Genomic DNA, 11,790 nt, shown 5'->3' on the forward strand with positions numbered 1-11,790 from the left:
GGGCTCCTCCGCTTCGCTTCGGAGCTGGGGTGCTTCGCACCCAAAGTCTGCCCTTCGGGCAGGAAGTCCTCGGCTTCGCTTCGGACTGAACCGCCTCGCTGCGCTCGGCCGGGGCGCCTTCGGCGGCTGGCTCTCCGCTTCGCTCCGAGCTATGGCCGGCCTTCGGACGGGGTCCTGCGCTTGGCTTCGGACTGGCCCGGGTTCCGCTGCGCTCTACCCGGGCGGGCCTGCTTCGCGAGCCCGTGGACTCCCGCGCTTCGCGATGTGTGAGGGGTTCCCAAGCGCTGTGCGCTTGGGAAGGAAGCTCTGGCCGCTGAGCAGCGCCTTCGGTAGTGAGTCCTCTGCTTCGGAGCTTGCTAATCGCTGTGCGATTAGCAAGGGCTACCCAGGGGCTGTGCGCCTGGGTAGCGAAGTGCCCGCGCTTCGCGTGGGGGTCAGCCTTCGCGGTGGTTCTCATGTTTAGGTCTGAAGCTCGCTCAGTGCTGGGAGGTGGGAAAGGGGTACCTAGGTGCTACGTGCCTAGGAGAGAAGCCCGGCGTTTCGCGCCGGCCACCGCCATGGGGAGGGGCTTCTTTGCTTCGCAGTTCGCCGATCGATGAGGGATTGGAAGGTGTTTTCAGGCGCTGCGCGCTTGATAGGGAAGCCCTGTGCTTCGTGCCGGGCAACGTCTTGGACGGTGGTTCCTCCGCTTCGCTGCAGAACCATCTGGCAGGGCTAAGCAAGGGTGCTTCGCGCTCAGGGGCCTGACCTTCGGCCGGGGGCTTCTTCCGCTTCGCTGCGGAGTCTCGGAGCTTCGCGTTGAGAGGGCCGGGGCTTCGGGCTCGGAGGTCTTTGGGGGTGCTAGGGCCCTGCTTGGTGGGTGGTGGAGTGTTGGGTGTGAATCGGCCAAGTGGGGTGGGGCCTGGTTTAAGGGTGGTTGGTGGGGTTGTTGGTGTGGTTGGTCGGTGGGCGGGGGTGGTTTTGGGGCTCTGGGCTTGTGAGCTGGGGTTTTGGTGGGGGTGTTAACGGCGTTAACGGTGCTCTGGGGTTGGTGTTAACGGCGTTAAGGGGTTCTTGGAGTGAGGTGATTCAAAATGGAGGGTGGATAGAGACGGGAATCAGTCAGTTTCTGCGGGGTGTTGGCTTGGGGAGTGGGGGTTCCTCGGTGTGGGTGAGGGGGGCTTGAGGGGCTTTGGAGTTGGGCTGGTGGGCGTCTGCGGATGGTGTTGGAGACGGCGTTCCGTGCGCGCAGCGGGGCGACCACCGGCCTATAGAAAGTACGGAGATGCGTCGTCGCAGGTCAGAGGGGGTGCGGGGGGAAAGATATGTCCCCTCAGGAGGGACATATCTCGGTGGTTGTGTCGCTGCTAGGGGGACACAACGACTGCAAAACGTCAGCGCCATTGACGTAAAATGCGCTAAAACGTCGGGGCGGCTGACGTTTTAGCGGAGATGTGTCGGCGAACTGGCGGTGGGGTGGGTGGCGTTGGCCGGAGGGGTTCGGGGAGGGGGCTGGGGACGGTGTGGCTGAGATATGTCACCTGTGAGGGGACACAAGACACGCCGAACGTCAACGAGCGTGACACTTGTGTCACCCTTGTTGACATACTGATCTCCGCAGATCAACGGAGTGGAGAGCAGCCTCGTGTCATCAGAGCCACAGCGCCGCCGGGGCAATCCGGTAGGGACCCCGCGTCCCGCTCTGCCGGTGGACGACGCGATCTCCGCGTGGAGTCAGCCGCTGGCTCCGGTCAAGGATCTGGACAGCCTCGCGAAGCGGTACCCGACGCGGAAGCTGACTCTGGACGGCGAGCGCAAGCCGCTGGAGTTCTACGGGACCGAGAATCAGCCGAATGCGTTCTCGATGGACAGCCTCGAGTTCTTCCTCGTGATCGCCCAGTACTTCCGGGAAGCGCTGCCCCTGAGGCTGATCCTGCTGCTCATCGCCTGCCAGCGAGCGGGGGGGCGGATTCCGCTCACGCAGGAGGAGATGGCTACCATCCTGGATGTCAGCCGGACGAAGACGTCGGAAGCTCTGCACACGGTGATGTCTCATGGGATCGTCTTCAAGGTGCGGCGGGGTGTGTATCAGTTCAACCCGCCCTACAGTTACCGGGTAGCGGAGTTCATCCCGGGTACCGAGATGACGGGTGAGTTCGTGAAGGTGGAGCAGCACGGCACGATCTCGCAGATTCGTAGCGATACGAGCCTGCCTGACTTGGTGCGCTTCCCTTCGCTGGACCACATGAGGCAGGCCATCGCGGAACTGCGGGCCGAACGGGCAAGAGAGCGCGCTGCGCGTCGGGTGAGCCGGACGAAGCGCACGGGAGAAGGGACGGCTCAGTGAGCACCTTGCGATTCGCTGCGGTCAACGCCGATGGGCTTCTCTCGGACCTCGACCTTCCGCCGGCGGCCTATCGAGTACTGCTGAAGCTGCGGTCGCTCAGTGAGCCGGGCGGGCGGATCCTCATCGACCAGGCGACGGTCGGCGGGATGCTGGACCTGAGCCGGCCGAGCGTGAACGCCGCGCTGCGGAGCCTGGAGCTGGCGAAGCTGGTCCGGAAGATCCGCAACGGGGTCTACCAGATCAACCCGATGCTGGCCGGGTACACCTCCTTCGAGGACGCGGTCGCGGCCGTGAACGAGATGGACGCGGACGAGCGGCTGGACGCCCGGGGTTACGTGGCCAGCTACCACCGGGCCGTGGCGGCGTACCAGGACCAGCTGGCGGAGCAGCGGAAGAAGAGGGCGGCCCAGGCCGTCGCGAAGAAGGCTGCGGAGTCGAAGCGTCGTAGGGCGCTGCACGCGGTTGGGTGAAGGCATAGCGATTGAAGGGCTTCTGAGGGGTTCTCAGGGGCCTTTGAGGGCCTCGGGGTACCCCCGGGGCCCTTTGTGGTTTTCAGGGGCTGTGGAGGCCGTGTAGGGGTTTTGGCGCGGGGGTGTCGTGGGTGGCGACGTGTGCGCCGCCCACGACACTTGGGTTCAGGGGACGAGGACGTCGAGCTCGTCCATGCCCGCGCGGGTCGTGATCACGGAGATCTCCGTGATGCGGGAGTCCGGGATGGTGAACGTCATGACGCGGAAGCCGCCGTCCACGCGGGCGACGACGCCCACGCCGCCGTTGACGAACGCGACCTGTGCGGTCTGGGCGAACCGCGCGAACGTGGCCGCCTGACGGGCCACCAGGGCCGCTCCGCGGACGACGGAGAGGGCGTCGGCCGTGGCGGCGTCCGAGCGGGCCACCACACCGGGGTCGAGGAGTTCGAGGAGTGCCTCGAAGTCTCCCCCGCGCGCCGCGCTCAGGAAGGCGCTGACGATGCGGCTCCGGCGGGCGAGGTCGGGCCCGGGCCGTGTCTCGGCGCCGCGGATCCGGCGGCGGGCGCGGCTGGCGAGCTGACGGGCCGCGGCGGGGGTGCGCTCGGTGATCAGGGCGATGTCCTCGAAGGGCACGGCGAACAGGTCGTGCAGGACGAACGAGAGGCGTTCCGCGGGGGCCAGCTTGTCCAGGACCACGAGCATGGCGGCGCCGACCGAATCGGCGAGCAGGGCCTCGTCCTCCGGGTCGGCCGGCGGGTGGGCGTCATTCGTGGTGTCGCCGGGGGCCGGTTCCAGCGGCCGGGCTTCGAGGGGGTCCTCCCGGCGGGAGGTGCGGGAGCGGAGCATGTCCAGGCAGATCCGGCCGACCACCGTTGTCAGCCAGCCGGCCAGGTTGCCGATCTCTTGGGAGTCGGTGCGGCTGAGGCGGATCCAGGCCTCCTGGACGGCGTCCTCCGCCTCGGCCAGGGAGCCGAGCATGCGGTAGGCCACTGCCCGGAGGCGGGCGCGTTCCTCTTCGAAACGTTTTGCCAACTCGTCGTGCTCGTTCAAGGCTTGGTCCTGCCTTCCGGTGGTTCGACGGAAGGCAATTCTCGTCCGCGGTGTGGGGGACGGCCTCGGCGAGGGCCGGGGCCGCGCGCTCGGCGCCGTACGGAAGCACCGTGGGTAGGGTGGCCGGATGATCGAGGTTCGTCGCGCCGGTCCTGACGACGGCACAGCGCTCGGGGAGATCCACGCCGCGGCGTGGGAGGTGGCGTACGCCCCGTTCTTCGAGGCGGGGTTCGCCGAGCGGGCGGTGCGGAGCAGACGTACCCGGTGGCACGAGCGGGTGGCGGAGGGGGCGGATCAGGCTGCGACGATCCTGCTCGCCGCCGTCGACGGGCGGCCCCTGGCGCTGTCCGCCGCGGGGCCGTCTTCGGCTCGGGCGGGGTGCGCGGAGATCCTGAGCTTCTACGGGCACCCCGACGGCTGGGGCAGCGGGGTCGCCGCCGTGCTGATGACCGAGACGCTGCGCGTGCTGCGCGAGGACGGCTTCTCCCGGGTGCACCTGTGGACCCTGCGCGACACCGCGCAGTCCCGTCGCTTCTATGCGAAGTCGGGGTTCACCGCGTGCGGGACGGAGCGGGCCTTCGATTTCGGGGAGGGGCACTTCCTCGACCAGGTCGAGTACGAGCGGGACTGCTGACCACGGATCGGCGGGAGACTTCCGGTGGTGTGGCCGGCGCACCGTCCCGGCCACACCGCTAGAAGTTGAGCTCCACGTAGTCGATGTCGGTGAACTCGACGAGGAGGCCCTGGGCGCGGGCGCCGTGGTCCTTGAAGTAGATCTCCTGGAGGCCTTCGGCCGCGATGTGGCGCAGCTGTGCCTCGTTGGCACCGGCCTCCTGGGCGGCGAAGAGGCGGGAGGCGTACTCCGGGGGGAGGTGCTGGGTGATGCGGCGCATGCGGCCGTCGTCGGTGGTGCCGGGGGCGGCCTTGAAACCGAAGCGGGCGCGGGTCTCGATGACGAGGCCGGTCTGCTTCGCGGCCTTGGCGCGGGCCCGCTTGCGGACCAGCGGCTGCCAGCGGCGGCGTACCTCGCGTTCCAGGCGGGTGGAGAGCGCCGGCTTGGGCTGCTTGATCTGGTCCTTCACGTACCGCTCGACGGTGCGCCGGGAGATGGCGAGCAGGTCCGCCACGGCCTTGGTGGACTTGAGCTGCTTGACGAGGTACCGGATCTGGGCGCCCGCGGACTTGGGGATGGGGCGGGTGAAGTTCTGCTCGTCGGCGCGTTCGAGGCTGTCGCTGATCTCGGACATGGGTGGCTCTTACTCTCCGTCGGCCGCGGCGTCGTGGCCCTTGATGTGGCGGGCGGGGTTGTGGTTCTCGTCGAGCATCTGGACGGCCCAGAGGAGGGGCTGGGTGCCCTCGTGCTTGACCATGCCGGGGCTGACGCCGAGGCGGAATCCGCCGGGCAGCGGCTTGCCCTCGGGGGTGCGGGGGAGGAAGTCGAGGGGGCTGGGGCCGTCCGAGAGGTAGACCGCGCAGTCGGAGAGGACCGCGATGGGGTACTCGCCGGCCGTGGTGGCGATCTTGTTCATCTTGCGGTGCATGTTGACGCGGGCCGTGGAGATGACGGCGGCGCGGATGTCGGGGCGCCAGGTGGGGCGTTCGAGGGCAGGCCAGCTTTCGCCGGGGCGGTAGCCGGCACCCTGCGGGCGTTCGCGGAGCTTGCCGATGCCGCCCTTGACGGTGGACTTGATCGCGGACAGGACCGCGGCCTGGCGGGGGTCGTGGCTCTTGTAGTCGGTCATCGCATCGAGGAACTCGGCGTCCGTGAGGGCCGAGTGGACGCCGAGTTCCGCCATCGTCGCCATGTAGGCGTCGCGCAGGCGGGTGTACCAGGCGTCGAGGTACGGGCCGTGGTCCGGGCGGAGCCAGGCCTCGGTGGGCTGGACGGTGAGTCCGAGCTCCTGGGCGTAGGCCAGGGTCGGAGTGGCGTACCAGGCGGGGCCGGTGGGCGGGCGGCCGTGCGGGGTGAAGGGGCTCGGGAGGCGGAGGTCGAGCTGCGCGGCCGAGAGGTCCGCCAGCCAGCAGCCGGGCATCTTCGGGTCGAAGCGGGGGCTCGGGGTGTGGACCGCGGGGCCGATGCCGACGAGGAGGCGGTTGGCGGCGGCGGCGAAGGCCATGTTGACGTCGATGCCGACGGCGTGGGTACGGGTGCACTCGGCGTCGGTGAGGAGCTGCGGGTCGCGGATCCAGTCGTACGCCTCCTCGTCGAGGACCTGGTCCGGGGTGCGCTGGTGGCTGCGGGGGTAGAGGGCCGCGACGACCGGATGCTCGTCGGGGGCTTCCGGGGGAGCGGGGTCGACGGGGCGGGTGAGGGAGCCGGGGACCGGGGCCGACACCCAGGTACCGGTCGCCTCGTCGCGGGCGGCGCGGGTCGGGGGGCGCAGTGCCGTCATGAGTTCCAGGCCGGAGACGGCCGTGGAGCCGCGCGGGGTGAGCACGCGGGCGGCGTAGGAGGTGAGCAGTTCGGCGAGGTCCGGGGCCGGGAGTTCGGCGGTGTCCTCTCCCCAGGCGCGGGGGTCGAGGGCGCCCCAGGGGAGGATCGCGAGCTGGACGCACTGGCGGCCGGTGGTGGGGGTGGCGGGGCGGTAGACGCGCGGCCAGGGGCCGAAGCCTCGGCGGGTCAGCTGCCATTTTGACTTCGTGAGCTGCTTGATGACCGGGTGGTCGTCGGGCAGGCGCAGGCCGCGGCGGTCCTCGAGGACGAGGGGGAGGCCGAGGGCTTCGGTGGCGGCGGGGGTGAGGACGAGGAGGGGGTCGCCGTCCTTGCCGTTGCGGTGGAGGCGGGGGGAGCGGAGGCCGGCGGCGGGGCTGAGGGCCCAGGCGATGAGGGCGGGGAGGTCGGTGGCGGGCGGGTCGAGGACGAGTCCGCCGGCGGCGTGGGCCTTGCCGGTGCCGTCCAGGACGGCGAGCGGGCCGTTGCCTTCCAGGGGGGTGGGGCGGGTTCGGGGGGCCTTGGCCGGGGCGGGGGCTTTGACCGGGGCCGGGGCCGGGGCCGTCGGCTGTGCCGGGGTCGAGGTGGGGCCCTGCGGGGCTGTTCCCCTACCCGCCCCTTCCCGGAACTGGGGCTCCGCCCCAGACCCCGGGTCGGGTGCTGCGCCGCCCGTGTTGCCGGCTTCGCCGTGGGGGGTGGGGTTAACGGCGTTAACGCCGTTAACGGTCGGTCGGGGCTCCGCCCCGGACTGTGGTTCGGGGGCTGCGCCGTGAGCGGTGGCGTTAACGCCGTTAACGGTCGGCTCGGGTTCGGTGCCCGGGGTGCTCGGGGAGCCTCCACCGTTAACGGCGTTAACGGTCGGCTGGAGGTCGGGCTCGGTGCGGGCGTTAACGGCGTTAACGGTCGGCCGGTGCTCGGGCTCGGTGCTCGGGGCTCCTTCGGCGTTAACGGCGTTAAGAGGGGACGGGGCTGCCGGGTTCGGGGTGGGGGTCTCGGTGTTAACGGCGTTAATGGGGTGGAGCTCCGCCAGGCCGTTGAGGAGGCGGGCGTAGGCCGCGCGCTTGGGCGGGCGGGGGGCGGTGCGGCCCGTTTCCCAGGAGGTGACCGTTTCGCGGCGGACGGAGAGGGCCTGGGCGATCTGGTCCTGGCTCAGGCCCGCGGCTTCACGGAGGCGCTTGCGCTCGTCCGGGTGCGGGAGGGCGTCTTGTGCCGCGGCCTCTTCCAGCAGTGCGTCGACCGCGGCGAAGAGCGTGGTCTGTTCGTTGTCGTGCGCGTTGAGCATGGGAAACCTCCAGCCGCAGCCTATGCGAACCGCACCATGGAACGCACATGAAACACACGTGGGGGCGTTAACGGCGTTAACGCCGTTAACGGCGTCAGCGCCCCCGTCGTGTCAGATGCGGGTCAGGAGCAGCTCCGTGACCGCCTTCAGGTCGTCCGGCGTGAGGTGCGCGGTGAGGGCGTCCGCGATGGTGTCGGGGGAGTCCGCCACGATCGTGATCCGGCGGGGGGCCGGGCCCTGCGAGGTACCGGCGGTGGTGTCGGTACCGGAGTCCTGCTGGGCGTCGGCGACCGCGGGGGCCGGGGCCGTCGCGGCCGCCGGGCGGGTGCGCTGGCGCGGGGGGTTAACGGCGTTAACGGCTTCCTGGGCCGCCGTCGCCTGGTCCTCCTGGGGGAGGCGCCCGATGCGGCGGGCCGGTTCCACCTTGAGTTCGCCCGTTTCCACCTTGTCCTGGAGTTCCGGGGTGAGGTTGAGGAGGGTCAGGCGCTGCGAGACCCAGGCGGGCGTCTTGCCGAGCCGCTTGGCGACCTGGGCCTGGGAGCCGTGGACCTCGACGAGCTCCTGGAGCGCGCGGGCCTGGTCCATGGGGGCCACGTCGACGCGGTGGACGTTGGCGATGAGTGCCGACTCCAGGATGTCCGCCGCCGAGGTGGCGAGGGAGTCGTTGACGTGGATGTGCATGCTGCGCAGGCCGGCCCGCTGGGCCGCCGCCAGGCGGCGGTTGCCGTCGATGACGACGTACGGGGCGCGGCCCAGGCCGTCGGTGTGGCCCGGGTGGGCTTCCATGAAGGCCATGCGCGTGGCGACCGCGAGGGGCTGCAGCTGGCCCCGGACCGTGAGGGAGGCCGCGAGCTCTTCGAGCTCCGTGAGGTCCTCGCGGAGGTTGAAGGGGTTGTGGGCGAGGGCCTCGATGGGGACTTCCGAGGGCGGGACCACGCCGGAGGTGGGGGCGCCGGTGGCCTCCGCGATGGCCGCGCGGCGGGAGCTGACGCCGACCGGCTGGGCGCGGGCGAAGGACGTCGAGACTCCGAGTTTGTCGGCCTTGCTCATGAGATCTCCCTTGCGAGGGCGCGCAGTGCGACAGCCTGGTCGCCCTTGGGCGCGTAGACGAAGAGCGGCTGCTTCACGCGTACCGCCTCCCGCTGTTCCTTGAGGTCGGGGACGATCGCCACGACCCGCGGATCCTTTATGTCCATCCAGGCCTGGAGGGAGCTGGTCGCGATGTAGCCGCGGCGGCCGTCGTAGAGGTTGACGACCAGACCGAGATAGTCGATGTCGAGCATGAGGTCGTCGCGGAGATCGTTGATCTGGGAGGTGAGGAGGTCGTAGGCGTCCGCCGAGGAGTCCTCCGCCTGTACGACGATCAGCGCGCCGGAGGCGCCGGGCTGTTCGGCGTCGCGGCGCCGCCCGTAGTAGATGGCCGCGTCCATGCTGAGGCCGAGGCTCGGCGGGCAGTCGATGAGGATGACGTCGTAGTCGGCCTCGACGGGCGAGAGGGCGCGTTCGAGGGCGGCCTCGCGGGCACGGACCGTGGAGAGGCGGACGTCGAGGAGGAAGGCGTCGGTGCAGGCGGGCAGGATGTGCAGCCGGTCGCCGAAGCGTTCGTCCGCGATGGGGACGATGAGGTCGGAGAGGGGGCCCTTGGCCTCGCCGGCCATGTGGCAGGTGAGGCTGTCGCCGCCGATGGGCAGCGGCTGTTGGCCGAGCTGCTTGGTGAGGTGGCCCTGGGGGTCGAAGTCGACCAGCAGGACGCGCATGCCGAGGCCGGGCAGGTCTTCCAGGTCCAGGGGCGCCGCGGACTCCGCGAGCACGTCCTCGCCGTCCTCGGTGGCGGAGAGCCGGGCCAGCTGTCGGGCGACGCGGACCGGGTGGAGGCTGTCGGGGTCCTCGGCGAGGGCCTCGGCGGTGCCGGCGGTGATGGCGGTCTTGCCGACGCCGCCCTTCTGGTTGCACACGACGATGCGGCGGACGACGGAGGGCCGCTTGACCGTGGGGGCCGGGTTCATCTCCAGCCAGAGGCGGACGGCTTGGGCGAGTCCCTGGATGAGGGAGACGCCGCGGTCCTTGGAGTCGGCGCGGAAGGACTCCCACTGGCCGGCGGGCAGCCAGGTGGAGAAGGACTCCGCGCCGGAGGTGTCGACGGGGGAGGGGGCGGAGGCGAGCGCGCTCCAGTGGGCGATGCCCTGGTGAACGGCGTCCTGGATGTCCACACGCAGCTGGGCGGTGCGGATCTTCAACTCCTGGCGCAGCCACGGGGGGAGTTTGGAGACGACCTTCTCTCGGTCGTTCTGTGACGAGGGCGAAGTCATGAGAGGGACTTTACTAACGTTCGAGGGTGTCCGTGGGCGCCACGCTTGAGTTTTGCTAACGAAGTGGCGTGGAACTGTCCGGATTGGGCCGGAACGAGGCCGAATCGGGCCCGGGTACGCGACAGGGCGGCCTCGCACACGCCGTAGCGAGCACCCCCGTGGTTCGCCACGGCGTGTGCGAGGCCGCCCTGGATACGTCGTCAGCCGCCCGCTACTCGGGGAGAGTCGGGGTCGGCAGACCGAGCTCGTACCGGCACTCGGGCGAGCCGGCCGGGTCGAAGAGGGGGATGCGGTTCGCGGGCACGATCCCCGGGAGCAGGAAGTTCCACAGATCGATGACCCGGCTGTGCAGGTCCTCGCGGCCGGTGCGCACGTGAGAGGTCACCTGGATGCCGGTGAACGCGCCGACGAGCATGGTCGCCAGATCGCGCACGTCGAGCGACGCCAGTACGTCGCCGCGTTCCTGGGCCGGCGTCAGACAGGCGTGGCAGGTGTCGATCCAGGTGTTGTACGGGGTCGGGTCCGGGTCGGTGAAGGAGCCGAACTCGATGACCAGACGGATGCCGGCGCGGATGCGGACGTTGGTCCGCAGCCCGAACGCCATCTGGTGGGTCAGGTCGATGACGGTCTGGAGGCCCGGCTCCTCGATGGCGGGGACGTCCTCGGACACCTGGAACTGCTCGTCCATCAGGGTGCGGGCGAGGGCTTCCTTGGCCGCGAAGTGGAAGTAGAGGGCGCCCTTGGTGACACCGGCGTGCCCGACCACGTCGGTCAGGCTGGTGCCGTGGAACCCCTTCTCGTCGAAGGCGATCGCCGCGCCGTCGAGGATCGCGTGCCGAGTGATCTCCGCACGTTCCTGTCTGGCCCTCGCCATGTCTCTTCCCCCTGGGATCGTGCCGGTTCGCCGGAACCCCGAGTTGATCAAGGCGGGCGTCGAGGGTCAATCTAGACAGATGGCGGTTAAAAAAACCAGTCGACCAGTACTTTTTCGAGCTTTGGATCATAAGCAGGATTAATGCAGGGGTGGTGTCAGCACCGGTGTCAGTGCCGGTGTTGGCGCCATGGCGTTAACGCCGTTAACGTGTACGGTAGACACAGTTTAATGGCGGCCCGAGTGCAAGGTGGACCGATGGCGGACGCGGACGAGCAGTGGGGTGCGGCCGTGCGGCTGCTCTGGGGGCCGCCGGCCAAGCCCGCGCGGGGGCCCAAGCGGGGGCTCACGCTGGAGGGCATCGCCGCTGCCGGGATCGCCCTCGCCGATGCCGAGGGGCTGGCCGGCGTATCGATGCAGGGGGTGGCCGGGCAGTTGGCCGTCACGAAGATGGCCCTGTACCGGTACGTGCCGGGCAAGGCGGAGCTGGTCGCGCTGATGGTGGAGGCGGCGATGCCGGACCCGTCGGTGCTGGACGGCCGCCCGGCCGGGGAGGGCTGGCGGGAGCGGCTCGAGGCGTGGGCGCGCGAGCTGCTCGCCGGGTTCAGGGCGCATCCCTGGCTGTTGGGAGCGACGGTCGGGGCGCGGGTGATGGGGCCGGTCGAGGTCGGGTGGATGGAGCGGGCGCTCGCGGCGCTCGACGGGTGCGGGCTGACCGGGGCCGAGGCGATCGACGCGGTGGTGCTGTTGTCCGGGCACGTACGGGGGATCGCGGAGCAGGAGCGCGCGATGGGCGGCGGCCCGGGTGGGGCCATGGGGGAAGGGCCCGATGCGCAGCTGACGACGGTGCTCGGGGAAGTGATGCGGGTGCACGGGGAGGAGTACCCGGCGATGGCGGCCGCGCTGGCCTCCGCGGCGGAGGCCGGGGGGCAGGACCAGGCGCTGGACTTCGGGCTGGAGCGGATTCTCGACGGGCTCGGGCTGTTGGTGGCGGAGCGGGGTCGAGCGGGATGACGGCGCGTGGGCGTTAACGGCGTTAACGCCGTTAACG

10 protein-coding genes are annotated in these 11,790 nt (G+C 70.2%); 4 read left to right on the forward strand and 6 right to left on the reverse strand.

Annotated elements, in window-relative coordinates; genetic code table 11:
* Positions 1 to 1,687: 1,687 nt before the first annotated feature.
* Both ACWGDE_RS28970 and ACWGDE_RS28975 read left to right on the forward strand, forming a co-directional pair.
* A complete protein-coding gene (locus ACWGDE_RS28970; RefSeq protein WP_239516702.1) occupies positions 1,688 to 2,326 on the forward strand; it encodes a helix-turn-helix domain-containing protein in 639 nt (212 codons plus the stop codon).
* Positions 2,323 to 2,796: a MarR family transcriptional regulator gene (locus ACWGDE_RS28975; RefSeq protein WP_112453053.1), complete on the forward strand. Its 474-nt coding sequence runs from the start codon at positions 2,323 to 2,325 to the stop codon at positions 2,794 to 2,796. The genes ACWGDE_RS28970 and ACWGDE_RS28975 overlap by 4 nt, the downstream gene beginning before the upstream one ends.
* Positions 2,797 to 2,961: 165 nt before the next feature.
* Here the strand turns inward: ACWGDE_RS28975 and ACWGDE_RS28980 are convergent, their stop codons facing one another.
* Entirely contained in the window at positions 2,962 to 3,846 is an 885-nt protein-coding gene (locus ACWGDE_RS28980) for a sigma-70 family RNA polymerase sigma factor (protein ID WP_453391983.1), read from the reverse strand.
* A gap of 127 nt (positions 3,847 to 3,973) precedes the next feature.
* Here ACWGDE_RS28980 and ACWGDE_RS28985 point away from each other — a divergent pair, with 127 nt between their 5' ends.
* Positions 3,974 to 4,480: an N-acetyltransferase family protein gene (locus ACWGDE_RS28985; protein ID WP_453391984.1), complete on the forward strand. Its 507-nt coding sequence runs from the start codon at positions 3,974 to 3,976 to the stop codon at positions 4,478 to 4,480.
* A 58-nt stretch (positions 4,481 to 4,538) separates the two neighbouring features.
* Here the strand turns inward: ACWGDE_RS28985 and tpg are convergent, their stop codons facing one another.
* The 5 genes from tpg to ACWGDE_RS29010 form a co-directional block, all read right to left on the reverse strand.
* Positions 4,539 to 5,093, reverse strand: a complete 555-nt coding sequence (gene tpg, locus ACWGDE_RS28990) for a telomere-protecting terminal protein Tpg (protein WP_453391985.1) — start codon at positions 5,091 to 5,093, stop codon at positions 4,539 to 4,541.
* Positions 5,094 to 5,102: 9 nt separating this feature from the next.
* Positions 5,103 to 7,559 carry a telomere-associated protein Tap gene (gene tap / locus ACWGDE_RS28995; protein ID WP_453391986.1) on the reverse strand — a complete coding sequence of 819 codons (2,457 nt, stop codon included), beginning with the start codon at positions 7,557 to 7,559 and terminating at the stop codon, positions 5,103 to 5,105.
* Between the two features lie 111 nt (positions 7,560 to 7,670).
* Complete coding sequence (locus ACWGDE_RS29000; RefSeq protein WP_453391987.1) at positions 7,671 to 8,609, reverse strand: ParB/RepB/Spo0J family partition protein; 939 nt, start codon at positions 8,607 to 8,609, stop codon at positions 7,671 to 7,673.
* On the reverse strand, positions 8,606 to 9,868 hold the full coding sequence (locus ACWGDE_RS29005) for an AAA family ATPase (protein WP_453391988.1): 1,263 nt from the start codon (positions 9,866 to 9,868) through the stop codon (positions 8,606 to 8,608). The genes ACWGDE_RS29000 and ACWGDE_RS29005 overlap by 4 nt, the downstream gene beginning before the upstream one ends.
* Before the next feature lie 211 nt (positions 9,869 to 10,079).
* The gene (locus ACWGDE_RS29010; RefSeq protein WP_453391989.1) at positions 10,080 to 10,742 is read right to left on the reverse strand and encodes a ScbR family autoregulator-binding transcription factor; all 663 of its coding nucleotides are present in this window, start codon (positions 10,740 to 10,742) and stop codon (positions 10,080 to 10,082) included.
* Between the two features lie 255 nt (positions 10,743 to 10,997).
* Between ACWGDE_RS29010 and ACWGDE_RS29015 the strand changes: the two genes are divergently transcribed.
* On the forward strand, positions 10,998 to 11,753 hold the full coding sequence (locus tag ACWGDE_RS29015; RefSeq protein WP_453391990.1) for a TetR/AcrR family transcriptional regulator: 756 nt from the start codon (positions 10,998 to 11,000) through the stop codon (positions 11,751 to 11,753).
* The last annotated feature ends 37 nt before the right edge of the window (positions 11,754 to 11,790 follow it).

This window comes from Streptomyces sp. NPDC054956 (assembly GCF_053609185.1).

What these genes read in the sequence shown, in the direction of transcription:
- ACWGDE_RS29000 (WP_453391987.1), bottom strand. Translation starts at nt 8,609, where the DNA reads ATGAGCAAGGCCGACAAACTCGGAGTCTCGACGTCCTTCGCCCGCGCC.
- tap (WP_453391986.1), bottom strand. Translation starts at nt 7,559, where the DNA reads ATGCTCAACGCGCACGACAACGAACAGACCACGCTCTTCGCCGCGGTC.
- ACWGDE_RS29015 (WP_453391990.1), top strand. Translation starts at nt 10,998, where the DNA reads ATGGCGGACGCGGACGAGCAGTGGGGTGCGGCCGTGCGGCTGCTCTGG.
- ACWGDE_RS29010 (WP_453391989.1), bottom strand. Translation starts at nt 10,742, where the DNA reads ATGGCGAGGGCCAGACAGGAACGTGCGGAGATCACTCGGCACGCGATC.
- ACWGDE_RS29005 (WP_453391988.1), bottom strand. Translation starts at nt 9,868, where the DNA reads ATGACTTCGCCCTCGTCACAGAACGACCGAGAGAAGGTCGTCTCCAAA.
- tpg (WP_453391985.1), bottom strand. Translation starts at nt 5,093, where the DNA reads ATGTCCGAGATCAGCGACAGCCTCGAACGCGCCGACGAGCAGAACTTC.
- ACWGDE_RS28985 (WP_453391984.1), top strand. Translation starts at nt 3,974, where the DNA reads ATGATCGAGGTTCGTCGCGCCGGTCCTGACGACGGCACAGCGCTCGGG.